Raw genomic sequence first — 17,009 nt, forward strand, 5'->3', positions numbered from 1 at the left:
TCTAAGATTAATGATGTTAAGCTCGAATTTAAACACTAAAAAAGGTCTTTAAAAGTTTGAAAAATGGAAAATCATTATGACATCATTATTGTTGGAACGGGAGCTGGCGGAAGTACTTTGGCGCATAAATTAGCTGACTCGGGAAAAAAAATTTTAATATTAGAAAGAGGAGGTTATATTCCGATTGAGAAAGAAAATTGGGATAGTGAAGCCGTTTTTATAAAAAATAGATATACCACTAACGAAAGGTGGCTTGATAAAGATGATAATGAATTTCAACCGGGACAACATTATAATGTAGGTGGAAATACCAAACTATATGGTGCCGCTTTATTCAGAATGCGTGAAAGTGATTTTGAAGAAGTGATTCATCACGGTGGAATTTCTCCAAAATGGCCCATAAGTTATGCAGACCTTAAGGATTTCTACTTAGAAGCAGAAACACTTTACGATGTACACGGGGAACGCGGAACTGACCCTACTGATCCGTCTGAGGAAAACCCCTACCCACTACCTCCATTACCACATGAACCTCGAATTCAGGAAATTTTTAATGATTTAAAATCCTTTGGCCTCCATCCTTTTCCTTTACCAATTGGAGTGAATTTCAATAAGGAGAATAAAGCTGAAGCTCCTTTTATATTAGATCGTTTTGATGGTTTTCCTGATCCAACAGAGCATAAAGCAGACGCTCATGTAAATGCGCTACGACAAGCTTTAAGTTACGAAAATGTAGAATTATGGATAAATGCCCATGTTCAAAAATTATATACTAATGAAGCTGGAAACAAAATTTCAAAAATTGAATTGGAATACAATGGAAAAACGATAACATTGAATTCCGATTTAGTAATTCTTTCTTGTGGAGCTATTAATTCTTCGGTTTTATTGTTAAAAAGTGCAAATGAGCAATACCCAAATGGACTAGCAAATTCATCGGGCGTTGTGGGTAGAAATTATATGTTTCATAATAATTCTGCCATGATTGCCTTATCCATAGAACCAAATCCTACTCGTTTTGGAAAAACTTTAGGAATCAATGATTATTACCATAAAAGTGATGATTTCGACTTCCCATTGGGACATATTCAAATGTTGGGAAAATCAGATAAGATTCAAATAAGCGCGGATAGTCCTGTACCTGCTCCAGGTTTTACATTTGAACTAATGGCAAAACACGCTGTAGACTTTTGGCTAGCATCTGAAGATCTTCCTGATCCAAATAATCGAATTACATACGAAAACGGAAAAATTAAAATTACGTATACCCCAAACAATTTAGAAGGACACCACCGATTAATGACTAAATTAAAATTTGCTTTGCAAAATTCCGGGCAATTTTCGCATTTTATACCCAAAAACATTTATTTTGCAAAAGATATGCCTATAGCAGCTGTAGCACATCAAAACGGAACAGTTCGTTTTGGCACTGATCCCAAAACTTCCGCTTTAGATATTTATTGTAGATCGCATGATATAAACAATTTATTTGTTGTTGACGGTAGTTTTTTTGTTTCGAGTTCTGCTGTAAATCCTGCCTTAACAATAATAGCAATGGCGCTACGTGTTGGCGATTACATCAAGAAAAATTTGTAAAACAGACCCCATGCAAAAATGGCAACAATCTATTGTAGTTTATATTGGAGGTTTATTAACCGGTTTTGCTTTAATTTTATATCCTGCGTTGGGTCCCGTTTTTACCGATTCGACACAATTTGGATTTAGTAGTGACGCTTTTGGACGAATCTTCATTCCGCAGACATTATTTGCAATAGTGTCTGCTCTTAGCGCACCCTTTATAGTGTCCAAAATTGGAGTGAAAAAAGTGTTACTCTCTGGAGTCTTGTCACTTGCGGTAGCCATGATACTTTTATATCTAAGTCACTTTTACATTGAAAATAAAAGTAATGCCCTTTGGCTTATTTTTTCTGGCACAAGTTTTCTTGGATTGGGATTTGGATTGGTTATCACCGTATTAAATCCAATGGCTTTTAAGTTGTTTCCCAAAAATGAACTGGCATCAGTAACGGGACTGCATTTTTCATTGGGTTTGGGTACAGCAGGTGCTCCTTTGTTAATCGGAATTCTACGTAGTTCTCTTGCTTGGTGGTATCTACCGCTCTATATTTCTACTCTCCTTTTTGGATTACTTATTTTTATAATTTCGTTATCATTTGAACAATCTGATAAATCAGCAGTGCAAACCCTAAAAATTCCATTAAAATTATGGGGATTTGTTGCTTTAATTACCCTTTACGGAATCTGTGAAGGAACAATGGGAAGTTATGGTGCTGTTTTTTTAAAAAACCAAGGACTTTCAATACAAAATGCTTCTTTTGGTTTGGCTTTATTTTGGACTGGACTGGCATTCGGAAGAATATTGTTTAGTTTATTATCTGTTCGATTTAATACAAAATGGATTTATATTGTATCGCCAATTTTGTTGGCAATACTCCTATTTATACTTCCTTCTAGCAATAATGTTTTATTTATGCTATCGGCAATGACTCTAGCAGGATTATTAATGTCTTCCATTTTCCCCGATACCGTCAGTTGGGCAACCAAAGAATTTTCGAATAATGCCTTAGTAGTCTCAGCATTGATGGTTGCTGCACTTCAATTTGGAACTGGAATAAGTACTAACTTTTTAGGTTATCTTAGTATAGATTATTCGATGTCGATTTTAATGCGATTTATTGCTGGTATTGCTTTTTCACTGTTTGTATTAATTTTAATTATCCGAAAATATTCAAAATTTTAAACCTAGAATAATAATGAAAACACTATATTTTGACTTCACTTTACTTATAACTATTGGAGTAATAGTCATTATTACGATTACCTTAGCATTGATTTTTAAGTATATAGCCGAAAATTTCATCCATAAAGAAATATTCTGTAAACACATTGATCCAACCAGTTATATCTTCGTAAAAAAAATAATTTCAACCATTATTTATGTAGTTGGGTTTTCGTTTGCGCTGGAACAAATACCCGAAATGAAAATTATCGGTCATTCTCTTTTGGCAGGTGCGGGAATTTTATCTTTGGTGGCAGGTTTGGCTTCTCAACAAGCATTAAGCAATGTGATGAGCGGTTTTTTGATTGTGTTATTTAAACCCTTTAAAATAAATGACAGAATTACATTTGGCGGTACCTATACTGGAACTGTAGAAGAAATTAATCTTAGACAAGTTGTAATAAGAGATCCTGAAAACAATCGTGTCATTGTCCCAAATTCTTTAATTAGCAATCAAGTAGTGATCAATGCCAATTTAACAGAAACTAAAATTTGCAAAATGATTGAAATTGGAATTGGTTACAGTTCTGATATCAATAAGGCACTTAAAATATTAGAAGAAGAAATAGAAAAACATCCCTTACATATTGACAACAGGACAGTAAGTGAAATCGCAAATAAGGTTCCAAAAGTAATTTCGAGAGTGGTTGCATTAGGTGATTCATCGGTAACACTAAAAGCTTGGGCTTACTCAGATAGCAGTCAGAACGGTTTTATAATGTACTGTGATTTACTTAAAAGTATAAAATATAGGTTTGAAGAAGAAAACATTGAAATACCATATAATTATCAAAATGTAATTATCAAAACTACAGAATAAAAATTAGTGAATTCAAACCTCTTCCTTTATAGAGATCATATCATTTATAGCTATTGATCCCGTATGCATAGCAATTGCATTTTGACCAAAAATTACATTATTGCCCACCATTTTATACTTAGACAATGTTAATAGTGGTTCTTTACCCGAAACAACACCTTTTTCTGGATTGATAGTAGTCATAACACAACGACTGCATGGCTTAACACCTTGAAATAACAATTTCCCTATTTCAAATCCTTTCCAACGCTCTTCTTCATACGATTGTCCGCCAGTAAAAACCAAATTAGGTCGAAATCTTTTTATTGAAACAGCCTCTTTTAACCTCAAATTTAAATCATCAAGTGACGATTGTCCAATAATCAAAAATGGAAAACCATCAGAAAAAGAGGTAATATCATTTGGAGTAGTCGCATATTTTGAATCGATTTTCCGAAAACTTTCATCAGGCATAAAAACCAAACGTACAGAAAATCCCAAAATAACAGAAAACCAAGTCGAAATAGAAGCTTCCTCTTCCAGTGCTTCTACGGTATCATCCCAGACTATTGTTTGTATCTTTGTACCCTCTTTCTTTAGCGAAAGTGAAATTTTTACTTTCGAATCAAAATTGTTTGGATGAGTTATGGTTAAAAAACCATCATCCAAATTGAGCTGAAACAAAGCCATTTCGGGATAATTTCGTTGGGTAATAAAAACACCTTCATCATCGATCAACATCCAACGTCTATCAAACTCCAATCCGCGAGCAGTTACTTTCGATTGTTTCAAGGATACCCCTGCCAATGATTTAATGGGATAAATCCACAATTCTGAGAGTTGAAGCATAAAACTTAATTTTTATCAAAACTACAAAAAAGTTAGCAGTGATGACAGCAAAAAAAAAGCTTCGAAAAAAATTTCGAAGCTTTTTAGCTTTTTGATTGTAGCCCGTAGCGGAATCGAACCGCTCTTACATGGATGAAAACCATGCGTCCTAACCGATAGACGAACGGGCCTTATAATCTTGTTGCAGCTGCAAAAGTAGCATTACTTTTTAAATTTACAATACCAATTATTAAAAAAACTCAACAAAAATCACACTTTTCGTCACACTAACCACCTAATTACCTCATAACGAATACTTATGAAATATTTTAAATTTATAATTTTTTATTAAAACTATAAATTTTTAAAGATTTAAACTACTTTTATAAATTCATTCTCAATAAAACTCCTATTCAATCAAAGTAAGGGGGCTATTGCTACAGCAATATCTTGACGTTTCCTCTTCATTTTCACCTTCTAAAAACAATAATTTATGAAATCATTATAAACATTTTTTTTCACGAAGACGCAACATCCACTTTGTTCTATACTTTTGAAAACTACTATTAGATAACAGTTCATTTAATTTTTACTTCCATTAATCTGCTTGACATAATTTTATGGTTTTAAGCGAAAAGTTCAAAGTTTGAAAAAATCTAAAAGAAGGAAACGAATTAAGGTATAATTATGAACGTAATTATCTATATTAACATAATGCTATCCAAAAGAGATAAGAGTTCCAATGAATTTTGGAATCACAACTGCAAACCAATTAATTTTAAAAACTGGAAAACCAAAACAATTCAATTTTGTAAACTTGAATTAATATTCGAAGGTCCAGAAAGTCAATCTAGAGATATTATTGAATTTGTTAGTAGTCATCTGAATAAAATAATAAGAGCACTTTAGTCTTAGAGGTAAAACTAAAGTACTCCTTTTGTTTACACTTTCAAACTGCGGGATCCCAATGCTTTTGAAATTATAAAAATGAAATAAAACAGCTTAATAATTCAAATTAACTCCAAACCCAAATCCCATATCACTATCATAATGTGTCGTAATACCCAAATTTTTGCCAACTATATATTTGAGTCCGCCCATATATTCTTTATCGGTATTGACCATAAATGCCATACGCAATCTCTTGGTTAATGGAATATCCTCACGCATCAATTGCAATCTTATATTTCCGTCGTGAAATACCTCCGTTTGAAAAATAACAAGCATAGGTAAAGTATAGTTAAAACCTAAACTAGCCTGAATACGTTTGTCTTTTGTACTTTTTTGATTAAAAAAGTTATTCTCAACTTCATCATGCCCCAATTTTCTATATCGAGCATCAAATCCTATAAAAGGCATAAACCATTGATTTTTACCAATATACCTACCTATATGTGTTTCTGACTCATAACCATTCGAATCAGAATAGCCTAAACGCCATTCTGTTCCAAAACTCCAACGTGTATTTTGTAACATCGCTTGACCATCATTACCATTGGTAGCAAAATCATTTTGTGCCATAAGATGAAGTTCATTACTTTCAGCTTGCAACTTTTTATACGCCTTTTCTTTGTTCGGTAACAAGGGATTTGGAGCCGAATTTTCATAACTAAATACCCTATTCATTCCCGACATCATGTGATATAAAATATGACAATGAAAAAACCAATCACCATCAGCATTTGCTTCAAACTCTATGACATCGGTTTCCATTGGCATAATATCTAAAACGTTTTTTAATGGCGAATAATCTCCTTTTCCATTCAACACTCTAAAATCATGACCGTGTAAATGCATTGGATGGCGCATCATCGAATTGTTATATAATGTAATGCGAACAATTTCGCCTTTCTTGATTAAAATTTTATCACTTTCGGAAAGTACTTTATTATCCATACTCCAAACATAACGGTTCATGTTACCTGTCAAGTTAAAATGAAGTTCGCATACTGGTGCCTCTTGTGGTAGAGTAGTTACTTTTGGAGATTGTAGCATACTGTAATCTAGAGTAACAATTTTGGTTTCCTTAGATTTCATGTCCATTTTTGAATGGTCCATTTTCAAGTCATTCCTATCATCCATCTTCATGTTGCTAGATTTCATATTAGCTTGATTCATATTCATTGGACTTACGGATAGTTCTGGATACATAACAGCATTCATATTCATTTTTTGCATGCTCATATCCATTCCCATATCGTCCATAGATCCGTCCATGTTCATCATCCCATTCATCATTTTCATCCCTGCAAAATAATTTAGTTTTGGTAATGGGGTTGCTGATTTCTTCACACCTTGACCGATGAATACAGAGGCCGACTTGGTTCTATCTTCTGGTGTTGCCAAAAATTCATATGCTGTATTGTCTTCTGGAATTGATACAACTATATCATAGGTTTCAGAAGCTCCAATAATTAATCTATCTACTTCGACTGGCTCCACATCATTACCATCATTGGCCACTACTGTAATTTTTCCTCCTGCATAATTCATCCAAAAATATGATGAAGCCCCACCATTTGAAACTCGCAAACGCACCTTATCCCCTGCATTAAATTCAGACAATTGACTTTGCTGCTTTCCATTAATCAAAAACTTGTCATAATACACATCGCTAACATCCATTGCTAGCATTCGTTTCCACTCGTTGATTACTTTTGTTTTAAAATGACCCGCTTTTATCGCTTCGGCATAACTTTGAGTAGTACCTTTTTTTATTGCAAACCAATCGGAAGCGTTGTGCAGCATCCTATGTACATTTTTAGGTTTATAATCCGTCCATTCGCTTAAGATAATTGGAACTTGTGGAAGATCATCAATACCTTTTCTAAAGGTTGGGTCGTCTGATTTTTTCTTTAAAATCAAAGAACCATACATTCCTATTTGTTCTTGCAAACCGCTATGACTGTGGTACCAGTGCGTACCCGATTGAATTATTGGAAAACGATACACGTGCTCTGTTCCAGGTTTTATAGGCATTTGTGTCAAATAAGGGACACCATCTTCTTTATTGGGAACAAACAAGCCATGCCAATGTAATGAAGTACCTTCCTTCAATTCATTATACACATGGATTTCGGCAATATCCCCTTCGGTAAAAGTTAAGGTTGGCATTGGAATTTGACCATTTACTGCGATCGCTTTTTTTGGTTTCCCTGTAAAATTGACTACTGTATCCCTAACATACAAATCATACCGAACTACCTTTTGAGCAGTAATTTTAGTTGAAACAAATACTAGTAAAACCAATAGCATTAAAGTATTATTTTTCATTTTCTAACCTTTTTATCATCAATTTCATTTCTTCTATTTCCTTCTTCTGAGCTTTTATAATATTATTCGCTAGCTTCTTAACTTGTGGATCTTTGATATCTGCTCTTTCACTAGTCAATATGGCAATAGAATGATGTGGTATCATCCCTTTTAACCACAAAACATCACCGATAATTGGTTTTTGAGTTCGAACAAGAAATAAAGCCGAACTAAAAAGAAGTACACTCCCCAGAAATATCGCTGTATTTTTCTTCTTGTTTTTATACATTCCCATCATCATCATCAACATGATCACTGCCATTGCAGATATCCCGAGACAGCTCATGTAGAACCTAGTAAGACTAAAATATACATGGTCTATCGAATAAGTATTCAAGTACATTGTGATATACATTGCTACGAATGATAGGCCTAACATTACAAAGAATCTGCTGTAATTTTTATTATTCATATTATTATTTCCCATAGTACTATGATTTAAGATTAAATTTTTAAATTTCGTAATCTAAGCGCATTTGCAATTACCGAAACAGAACTAAAACTCATTGCCAAGGCAGCAATCATTGGTGAAAGCAATAATCCAAAGAAAGGATACAATACTCCTGCCGCAATTGGGATTCCGATTACGTTATAAAAGAAGGCGAAAAATAAATTTTGATTGATATTTTTCATCACGGCATGACTTAGTTTTTTAGCTTTTACAATTCCTTGTAAATCTCCTTTCACCAAGGTTATTTTGGCACTTTCAATTGCCGCATCTGTCCCCGTTCCCATTGCGATTCCTACATTGGCTTGAGCCAAAGCGGGTGAATCATTAATTCCGTCCCCTGCCATTGCTATAATTTTGCCTTCGGTTTGCAAACGTTTAATTTCATTAAGTTTATCCTGAGGCAAACAACCTGCTATAAACGAAGTCAAATGCAGTTCATCGGCCACAGCCTTAGCGGTGTTTTCATTATCACCAGTAAGCATAATGACCTCAATTCCTTGCGCCATCAACTCTTTGATCGCATTGGCACTTGTAGCTTTTATAGCATCTTTAATCGTTACATAACCTACCGCTAAGCCATCTACAGCAATGTAAGAAACTGTTTTCCCTAGTTTTTGCTCCGCTATGATTTGGTTTTCAAGTTTAACGTCAACTTGAGCATTCACTTGATCCATTAGTTTTTTATTACCTAATGCCACTTTTTTACCCGCTACAGTTCCTACCACTCCTTTTCCTGTTATGGAATTAAAATCGTTAACTTCGGTTAAGCTGCTATTTTTCGCTTTCGCAAAATTGACTACGGCTTGCGCCAAAGGATGCTCGCTATATTGATTTACCGAAGCAATCAATTGAAGCAAATCCTGCTCATTATTATGTACAGCCACCACTTTTTCTACTGAAGGTTTCCCCTCTGTAATTGTTCCTGTTTTATCTGTAATCAATACATTTACTTTGTTCATTACCTCTAAGGCTTCGGCATTTTTTATCAAAACACCTGACTGCGCTCCTTTACCAACTCCTACCATAACAGACATGGGAGTCGCTAATCCCAAAGCACAAGGACAAGCAATAATCAACACCGCAATGGCATTGATAAAACCGTACACTAATGCCGGTTCTGGACCATAAATTGCCCAAACAAAAAAGGTAACAATAGCAACACTAACAACGATAGGCACAAAGTACTTCGCGATGCTATCCGCTAGTTTTTGGATAGGCGCTCTAGAACGACTTGCATCAGTAACCATTTGTACAATTTGAGCTAGCAAGGTTTCTGAACCTACTTTTTCTGCCACCATTACAAACGATTTTGTTCCGTTTATTGTTCCTGAGATTACCTCATCATCAACCACTTTATCAACTGGAATAGGCTCTCCCGAAATCATAGATTCATCAATAGTGCTTTCTCCTTGTGTAATTTTTCCATCTACCGGAATTTTATCTCCGGGCTTCACACGTAACAAATCGCCTTTTTTAATATCATGAATAGAAATCACTTTATCTACTCCATCCACCACCAATGTGGCTTGCGTAGGGGCTAATTTCAACAATTCTTTTATTGCCCCACTAGTTTTACTGTGCGCTCTAGCTTCTAACAATTGTCCAAGTAAAACTAAAGTCAGAATCACGGTAGTTGCTTCAAAATACAAATGCACTGTCCCTGCTTCGGTTTTAAATTCGGCCGGAAAAAGATTTGGAAAAAACAAACCAAAAACACTAAACAAAAAGGCAACACCAGATCCAATTCCAATCAGCGTAAACATGTTTAGATTCCACGTTAAAACCGATTTATAGGCACGTACAAAAAACATACTACAGGCATAAAAAACTACGGGAAGCGATAAGACAAATTGAACCCAATTCCAACTTTCCATGCTCATGACTTTCATCAAAGGATTATTCGGAATCATATCTGACATGGCAATGATAAAAATAGGCAAGGTAAAAAATAGTGCTATTTTCATTTTACGCCATAACTCATTGTAGGTTTTATTGTCATCGCTTTCTTTTGGCTCCATTGGCACTAAATCCATTCCGCAAATAGGACAATCACCGGGATGATCTTGAATGATCTCTGGATGCATTGGGCAAGTATATTCGACCTTTCGATTTACAATCGGCTGTTGTACCAGATCCATTCCACAAACTGAGCAATCACCTGGATTATCGTGGACCATATCGCCTTCACAAAACATTGGACAATAATATTTTCCTTCGGCAACATTAGGCACATTTTCTTTTACCTCAACGACTTGTAATTTAACATCATTTGGATTGTAGACTGAAATGGTATAGTTCCCCGCTCCTTTCAATACTTCCTGAAACTGTGCTAATTGAATTGGTTTTTTCATTGTAATTACTGCTTGACCAGGAGACAAACTAACTTCAGCTTTTACTCCTTCAATGGTATTCAGCGTTTTTTCTACTTTCTTACGACAACCGTCGCAAGACATTCCCGTAATTGTATATGTATGTACCATGTTTCTCTATTAAAAATTATACTACAAATATCCGAATGAAATTCTGTTTAGTCATTACACAATTCGGGAAGAGATTTGTATCATTTATAAAGCGTCAATTTGTTTGCGATTTTTTTCTTTTATCTTTTTAAAATAAGTTGGAGTCATTCCCGTGACTTTCTTAAATTGATTACTCAAATGAGCCACATTGCTGTAGTTTAACTGCAATGCAATTTGGCTTAAACTCAGTTCGTCATAGACCAACAACTCTTTGGCTTTTTCGATTTTTTGAGCTATAAAATAATGTTCGATAGTAACGCCTTCCACTTCTGAAAAAAGCTTACTCAATGCACTGTAATCTTGGTGTAACTCATTTGCTAAAAACTCAGAGAAATTAACTTTTAATTTTTCATTTTGATAGTGCACTAAATCAATGATGAGGTTTTTAATTTTCTCAATAGTTTTACTAGTTTTATCTTCTAACAATTCAAAACCAAGCTCCTTAAGAGCCAATGCTAACGACTGTTTTTCTTCGCTGGTTAATTCCCGCGAAAGAATTACTTCGCCTAAATTTACCGAAACAACTGGAAGCGACATTTTTTCTAACACGGTCTTTACCGCCGCCTCACAACGACCGCAAACCATATTTTTTATGTATAATTTCATTTAAACTTTATTATTTAAGAAAATATTGAAATCGAAAATCACTGTAAATACCAACCTACATTTTCATTCCCGCCATAGGATCTTTTCCTTTTCGGAATTCGTATTCGCTATTAACAGCATAAACACCGGTAATAACAATCTTTTTATTGGTATCTATTGCTGATGTAATTTCGATCATGCCATTAGACTCCAATCCCGTAGTTACCTTTAAGTTTTCAAAAACACCATGACTTTTTTCGACCCATATAAAAGTAACTTTTTCATCTCGAACAACAGCATCAATAGGAACAAAAATCCCTTTTTGATTGGATTGTGTTACTTGAACATTTGCCTGCATTCCGGGTTTTAACAGCAAGCCTGGATTGGCTACTTCTAACTGAATCAATAGCAATCGTGTATCTGGATTAATCTCTGGATTGATAAAAGAAATTGTAGCTTGTACCGACTTGGAAGGGAAATCTACAAATGAAATCGTTGCCGTTTGACCCAATCGCAAACTTTTGGCATAGTTGACATTTACTTGGGTTTCCAACCAAAGTGTGTTAAGGTTTGCGACTTTAATGATTGGAGCACCTTCCATGACATAACTTCCTTCAGTAGCCGTGATTTCGGATATTGTTCCGCTGTAGCTGCTATAAAAAGTAGTATACGGTGAGACTTCTTTGCTTTTTTTAACTGCCTCAATTTGCGCGTTTGATAATCCGTAAAACAAAAGCTTTTGCTTGGCTGCTGCTACCATCGTTTTAGCATTTTTTCCAAAATCTCCCGGCATTGCAAGTTGACTATAAGCGGAAACATAATCTTGTTTCGCTATTGCAATCGGCTCACTATACAATTGATAAACTGCTTGTCCTTTTTGAATAAAATCACCTTCGGTTTTAAAATATAATTTTTCGATTCGCCCCACTGCTCTTGCCGAAATACTTTTTATTGCTTCTGGATTAACCGTCAAAACTCCAGTATAATTTCCTTGTTGACTTTGTTGTGACGTTCCAATTAAAGCTGTGCTGATATTCCCCAATTTAATTTGTTGGTCACTTAACGAAATCGAATTATAAGCCCCATTGTCTTTTTTTGCAGGCGTTAAATCCATGTGGCAAATAGGGCATTTCCCTGGCTTATCTTCTTTAATTTGAGGATCCATCGAACAAGTATAATAGATACTTTCTTTGAATTCATGAGTTTCGTGTTTTTCTTTATTTTTAGAATTACATCCCAAAACAAATATAAAAACCATTATTAAAAAACAAATTTTATGTAGCTTTTTCATCGTTATTTCGTTTTTATAAAGCTTCCGCTATCAATTAAATACTGTGCATTTTGCGCTAAGCGATCTCCTACTACAACTCCGTCTAGCACTTGTACAAAACCATTTATCTCTAATCCTGTCTTTATTTTAGTAGCCTGAAAACCTTCGCCTTTTTTTACAAAAACTACTTTTTTATTCCCTAAACTAACCAATGATTCTTTTTGCAACCACAACCCTTTTTGGGGGTTGGTCTCCATTGATCCTTCAAGACGCAAACCAATAGGATATTTTAGTTTTTCATTATCGAGATACACTCTAATTCGGTTCGTTTTTTCTTTTGGATCTAATTGTGTTTCCACAAAATTCACTTTGGCATTTACCAATTCATTAGCATCTAATTCTGATTTAATCTGAATCGCCTGATTAATCTTTACAAGACTATTGTAACCTTGGATAACATTAAAAACAGCCCAAACTTTATCAGTATTTACTAATTTAAACACTACAGCACCCTTAGTTACATAATCGCCTTCTTTTAAACGCAACACTTCCGTAGCGCTGGTTTGTTGACGGGTTTGATTTTGCGAATCACTATTTTCAGTACCATCTACAATTCCGTTTGCAGGACTATAAATTGAAACTACTGGATTTAATTTTTTGGCTGTAGCCAAAGCATTTACTTGACTAGTACTCATTCCGTAAAGCAACAATTTTTGTTTTACTGCCTTAATTATAGTAGCGTTTTGTGCATCATTTGCAATCAAATAAATAAAATTTTGCTGCTCTGTTTGCAACTCAGGACTGTACAAATCAAATAGTTTTTGTCCTTTTGTAACCCGTTGAAATTTACGATGCACATACATTTTCTCGATTCTCCCACTAATTCTTGCGGCGACATTCATACTTGAATTTGGATTATAAGTCACCGTTCCAGGTAAACTTATAGCACTTGCGATAACGGTATCTTTGACGGTTGTTGTTTCAAAATCGCCAACAACAAAACCATTAGCAGGCTGTAACAAAGCAGCAATAGCATTGCTATCTATTGGTTGATCCTCAGTAACTTTCTGAATTAAATCCATTCCGCAAATAGGACATTTCCCTGCTTCGTGCTTTATAATTTGAGGATGCATTGAGCAGGTGTAAATTTCTTCGTTATGACTGTGAGTTCCATGCTCATTTGAGTTTGAAACAAAATAATACACGCCAAAACCAACCAACGCAATTAGTACAATCAACAAACTATATTTAAAATATTTATTTCTCATTATTTTGTTTCTAGTTGTTTTTCTATTGCGACTTGTGTGCTTAAAATAGCTTGTAATTTATCTAACTTATCCAGTTGCGCCATATTCAACGCTTCCCAAGAATCTAAGGCTACGAATAACTCTCCTGTGTTATTTTGCCAAGCTAAAATTGCAGTATCATAGTTTCTTTTTAACGCGGGAATGATGCTTTTATCACTAATATCATATTGTTTGTGCAAGTTGATCATTGCCCTTTGCAAACCCGAAAGCATTCCGGTTGCCTCATTTAAAATCATTTGCTTTTGCCATTCTAAACTTTCGTTTTTTATCTGGATGCTATTGATGGTTGCTTTATTAGATTTGGTAGACCAAGGCATCGGAATAGAAACCATCCCCATCAAAGAAAATTGTTGTGGCCTGTCACCAAAAGCAAACATATGATCGTATTTCACTCCAAATTCAGGTTTCATTTTTGACTTTTCGATCGCAATTTTTAGTCCGTTTAGTTCCTTTGTTTTTTCAATAGCTTTTATATCGCTACGACTCTCAGAAAGTGAGATTGTATCAATCACCGCAGCATTAAAATCTTTTAAATCCGCTTCTAAATCAATTTCAAAAACAGTGTTTTTATCACTAGCCATCAATGTATTGAGCAGAAACCTTCTTTGAGCAATCTCATTTTGCAACGTAACTATTTCGCTTTGTAAACTGCTGTATTGTGATTTTGCTTTGTAATAAGTTGCGAGTTTATCACTGTTGTATTTATAGCGTATTTCGATACTTTTAATCATGTATTCTAAAAGCAATAAATTCTCGTTGGCGATTTTTATTTTTTTATCTAAAACTCCCCATTGGTAATAATTGGTTTTAGCCAAAGCATTCAATTCATTAATGGTATAATTTTTATTTTCTACCTCAACCGAAGACAACGCATTTGCATAATCCGCATCGGCTTTTAGCTTGGAAGCATTCGGGATCATCTGTGTAACTCCAACCATATAGGCACCCATCCCAGGATTCATGCCGTTTGCTTTCCACATACTAGTAGCATAAGGCGTCATGAACAAACCCGTATTAAGCTGTGGAGCAGACCAACTTCTAGCACCTTTTGCGGAGGCATCCATACTCTGAATTTCGGCATCATACATTTTCAGTTGTGGATTGTTTGTTTTTATTATTTCCAGAACCTGCTCTAATGACATCGTTTGTGCTTTTGCGAAAGCAGAAGACAAAATCAAACAAATAATCAGGATATATTTTTTAATGTTTTGCATCGATAAGATCTATTTTGCCTTTTGTTTTTAGCTCGTGTAATTTTGACATTTCAAAAACAACTGGCGTTACTAATAATACATAAATAATGGAAGTGATCGTACCACCAATCAACGGAACGGTAATAGGAATCATCACATCTGCACCTGTTCCCGTGGACCATAGAATAGGAATTAATCCAAAAAGAGCCACAAATACAGTCATTAATTTGGGACGCAATCGCTTAGCAGAACCTTCAATAACATATTCTCTTATAACATCTTCATTGATAGTCTCAGCAGTATTCCCGTGTTTCGCAACCATTTTCATCATGGCTTCATTAAGATAGATAGTCATCAACATTGCTGTTTCTATCGCCATCCCGAATAAAGCAATAAAACCTACTGCAACGGCAACTGATAAATTTATACCGTAGAAATAGACCATAAAAACGCCACCAATCAATGCAAACGGAACAGTAATCATGGTTATCATTGCTTCTTTCATCGAATTGTATGTAAAGTATAAAATCAAGAAAATGATACAAATCACAATCGGTAAAATCAAACTCAAGGTTTTATTTGCCCGAAGTTGGTTTTCCCATTGTCCACTCCATTCTACATAGTAGCCTTTGGGCATTTTGGTCATCATTGCATTCAATTTATCTTGCGCTTCTTTTACGGTACTACCTAAATCACGATCCCTTACATTAAATAGCACGCTCCCTCTAAGCATAGCATTCTCGCTATTAATCATAGGAGGACCGTCCGAAATTTTAATATCAGCGACAGTTTCTAGCGGAATAGGGCCAAAATCCATTGTTTGAACCTGCAATTTCTTCAATCCGTTGAGGCTACTTCTATATTCTTGAGCATATCGCGCATTGACTGAAAAACGTTGTCGCCCTTCAATTGTAGTTGTCAAAGTCATTCCTCCAATCGCCGCTTCGACTATAGTATTAATATCGTCAACACTAAGACCATAACGGCCAATCACTTCTCTTTTGGCTGAAATATCAATGTACTTTCCGCCTGTAATAGGTTCTGCAAACAAATCTTTTACGCCTTCCGTCCCTACTAATGCTCGTTTAATTTTTTGAGACAAAGCATCAATTGTATCCAGATTAGCACCATAAACTTTGATTCCCACATCGGTTCTAATACCAGTAGAAAGCATATTGATTCGGTTAATAATAGGTTGGGTAAATCCATTGGTCACACCCGGAATTTGAAGTTTATTATTAATTTCAGTAATAATTTCACTTTTTGTAATGCCAGCTCGCCATTCATTATGGGGCTTTAATAACACAATAGTTTCAATCATACTAATCGGACTATTATCTGTAGCGGTATTGGCTCTTCCGGCTTTTCCTAAAACATGTGTCACCTCTGGAATTGATTTTATCAATTTATCCTGAACCTGTAGTATTCGTTTGATTTCTGAATTAGAAACATCTGGCAAAGTGACTGGCATAAATAAAATCGATCCCTCATCTAAAGGTGGCATAAACTCTGATCCCAATTGCGTAAACATCAATCCGCCAATTAGCAGAGCAACAACATTGACAGCTAAAACAGTTTTTCGCCACTTTAAACAAAAAATTAAAATAGGGGTATAAAGCGTCTCTAGTTTTTTGTTAATGGGATTTTTAGACTCTGGTCGCAATTTTCCTTTTAACAAATAACTAATTAAAACTGGCGTTAAGGTAATTGCCAAAAATGCATCTACTATTAGAATAAAGGACTTGGTCCATGCTAAAGGGCTAAACAACTTACCCTCCATTCCTGTTAACAAAAAGACAGGCAAAAAAGAGGCAATTACAATTAATGTAGAATAGAAAACCCCTGGACCAACTAACTTTGAAGAATCTGAAATAAGCTTCATTCTTTCTTCAGAAGACAAAGGGTCCTGTTCTTTTTTAAATATTTTTTTTAATAAATTTTTCAT

13 protein-coding genes and 1 tRNA gene are annotated in these 17,009 nt (G+C 34.9%); 4 read left to right on the forward strand and 10 right to left on the reverse strand.

All coding sequences use genetic code 11. From position 1 onward, the window contains the following. Positions 1 to 63: 63 nt before the first annotated feature. Genes M2326_RS14095 through M2326_RS14105 form a run of 3 tightly spaced genes read left to right on the forward strand, consistent with a single transcriptional unit; the run spans position 64 to position 3,620 of the window. Positions 64 to 1,596 (forward strand): GMC oxidoreductase, encoded by a 1,533-nt coding sequence (locus M2326_RS14095; protein ID WP_264620188.1) that lies wholly within the window; start codon positions 64 to 66, stop codon positions 1,594 to 1,596. Positions 1,597 to 1,606: 10 nt separating this feature from the next. Then, on the forward strand, positions 1,607 to 2,761 hold the full coding sequence (locus M2326_RS14100) for an MFS transporter (protein WP_264620189.1): 1,155 nt from the start codon (positions 1,607 to 1,609) through the stop codon (positions 2,759 to 2,761). Positions 2,762 to 2,774: 13 nt separating this feature from the next. After that, the gene (locus tag M2326_RS14105) at positions 2,775 to 3,620 is read left to right on the forward strand and encodes a mechanosensitive ion channel family protein (protein ID WP_264620190.1); all 846 of its coding nucleotides are present in this window, start codon (positions 2,775 to 2,777) and stop codon (positions 3,618 to 3,620) included. Positions 3,621 to 3,632: 12 nt separating this feature from the next. Here M2326_RS14105 and M2326_RS14110 read toward each other — a convergent pair whose 3' ends face one another. Continuing rightward, on the reverse strand, positions 3,633 to 4,448 hold the full coding sequence (locus M2326_RS14110; RefSeq protein ID WP_264620191.1) for an MOSC domain-containing protein: 816 nt from the start codon (positions 4,446 to 4,448) through the stop codon (positions 3,633 to 3,635). A 98-nt stretch (positions 4,449 to 4,546) separates the two neighbouring features. Further along, positions 4,547 to 4,618 (reverse strand) — tRNA-Glu (locus M2326_RS14115). 496 nt (positions 4,619 to 5,114) lie between these two features. On the opposite strand from M2326_RS14115, the gene M2326_RS14120 reads away from it, so the two are divergent. Then, positions 5,115 to 5,336 carry a hypothetical protein gene (locus M2326_RS14120; RefSeq protein ID WP_264620192.1) on the forward strand — a complete coding sequence of 74 codons (222 nt, stop codon included), beginning with the start codon at positions 5,115 to 5,117 and terminating at the stop codon, positions 5,334 to 5,336. A gap of 93 nt (positions 5,337 to 5,429) precedes the next feature. Here the strand turns inward: M2326_RS14120 and M2326_RS14125 are convergent, their stop codons facing one another. The 8 genes from M2326_RS14125 to M2326_RS14160 form a co-directional block, all read right to left on the reverse strand. Then, positions 5,430 to 7,700 (reverse strand): multicopper oxidase family protein, encoded by a 2,271-nt coding sequence (locus tag M2326_RS14125; RefSeq protein WP_264620193.1) that lies wholly within the window; start codon positions 7,698 to 7,700, stop codon positions 5,430 to 5,432. Next, positions 7,690 to 8,166, reverse strand: a complete 477-nt coding sequence (locus M2326_RS14130) for a DUF305 domain-containing protein (RefSeq protein WP_264620194.1) — start codon at positions 8,164 to 8,166, stop codon at positions 7,690 to 7,692. Before M2326_RS14130 ends, M2326_RS14125 begins: the two co-directional genes overlap by 11 nt. Before the next feature lie 17 nt (positions 8,167 to 8,183). After that, entirely contained in the window at positions 8,184 to 10,670 is a 2,487-nt protein-coding gene (locus M2326_RS14135) for a heavy metal translocating P-type ATPase (protein ID WP_264620195.1), read from the reverse strand. 84 nt (positions 10,671 to 10,754) lie between these two features. Continuing rightward, positions 10,755 to 11,315, reverse strand: a complete 561-nt coding sequence (locus tag M2326_RS14140) for an AraC family transcriptional regulator (protein WP_264620196.1) — start codon at positions 11,313 to 11,315, stop codon at positions 10,755 to 10,757. A 55-nt stretch (positions 11,316 to 11,370) separates the two neighbouring features. Further along, positions 11,371 to 12,585 (reverse strand): efflux RND transporter periplasmic adaptor subunit, encoded by a 1,215-nt coding sequence (locus M2326_RS14145; protein ID WP_264620197.1) that lies wholly within the window; start codon positions 12,583 to 12,585, stop codon positions 11,371 to 11,373. A gap of 2 nt (positions 12,586 to 12,587) precedes the next feature. After that, a complete protein-coding gene (locus tag M2326_RS14150) occupies positions 12,588 to 13,832 on the reverse strand; it encodes an efflux RND transporter periplasmic adaptor subunit (RefSeq protein WP_264620198.1) in 1,245 nt (414 codons plus the stop codon). Further along, a complete protein-coding gene (locus tag M2326_RS14155) occupies positions 13,832 to 15,085 on the reverse strand; it encodes a TolC family protein (protein ID WP_264620199.1) in 1,254 nt (417 codons plus the stop codon). Before M2326_RS14155 ends, M2326_RS14150 begins: the two co-directional genes overlap by 1 nt. Next, the gene (locus tag M2326_RS14160) at positions 15,072 to 17,009 is read right to left on the reverse strand and encodes an efflux RND transporter permease subunit (RefSeq protein WP_264620200.1); all 1,938 of its coding nucleotides are present in this window, start codon (positions 17,007 to 17,009) and stop codon (positions 15,072 to 15,074) included. The genes M2326_RS14155 and M2326_RS14160 overlap by 14 nt, the downstream gene beginning before the upstream one ends.

Source organism: Flavobacterium psychraerolatum (assembly GCF_025960985.1).
Lineage (GTDB): Bacteria > Bacteroidota > Bacteroidia > Flavobacteriales > Flavobacteriaceae > Flavobacterium.

Excerpts from the sequence above, each read along its gene's own strand:
- M2326_RS14110 (WP_264620191.1), bottom strand. The coding sequence starts at position 4,448 with ATGCTTCAACTCTCAGAATTGTGGATTTATCCCATTAAATCATTGGCA.
- M2326_RS14130 (WP_264620194.1), bottom strand. The coding sequence starts at position 8,166 with ATGGGAAATAATAATATGAATAATAAAAATTACAGCAGATTCTTTGTA.
- M2326_RS14135 (WP_264620195.1), bottom strand. The coding sequence starts at position 10,670 with ATGGTACATACATATACAATTACGGGAATGTCTTGCGACGGTTGTCGT.
- M2326_RS14120 (WP_264620192.1), top strand. The coding sequence starts at position 5,115 with ATGAACGTAATTATCTATATTAACATAATGCTATCCAAAAGAGATAAG.
- M2326_RS14095 (WP_264620188.1), top strand. The coding sequence starts at position 64 with ATGGAAAATCATTATGACATCATTATTGTTGGAACGGGAGCTGGCGGA.
- M2326_RS14125 (WP_264620193.1), bottom strand. The coding sequence starts at position 7,700 with ATGAAAAATAATACTTTAATGCTATTGGTTTTACTAGTATTTGTTTCA.
- M2326_RS14160 (WP_264620200.1), bottom strand. The coding sequence starts at position 17,009 with ATGAAAAATTTATTAAAAAAAATATTTAAAAAAGAACAGGACCCTTTG.
- M2326_RS14140 (WP_264620196.1), bottom strand. The coding sequence starts at position 11,315 with ATGAAATTATACATAAAAAATATGGTTTGCGGTCGTTGTGAGGCGGCG.
- M2326_RS14150 (WP_264620198.1), bottom strand. The coding sequence starts at position 13,832 with ATGAGAAATAAATATTTTAAATATAGTTTGTTGATTGTACTAATTGCG.
- M2326_RS14100 (WP_264620189.1), top strand. The coding sequence starts at position 1,607 with ATGCAAAAATGGCAACAATCTATTGTAGTTTATATTGGAGGTTTATTA.
- M2326_RS14105 (WP_264620190.1), top strand. The coding sequence starts at position 2,775 with ATGAAAACACTATATTTTGACTTCACTTTACTTATAACTATTGGAGTA.
- M2326_RS14155 (WP_264620199.1), bottom strand. The coding sequence starts at position 15,085 with ATGCAAAACATTAAAAAATATATCCTGATTATTTGTTTGATTTTGTCT.
- M2326_RS14145 (WP_264620197.1), bottom strand. The coding sequence starts at position 12,585 with ATGAAAAAGCTACATAAAATTTGTTTTTTAATAATGGTTTTTATATTT.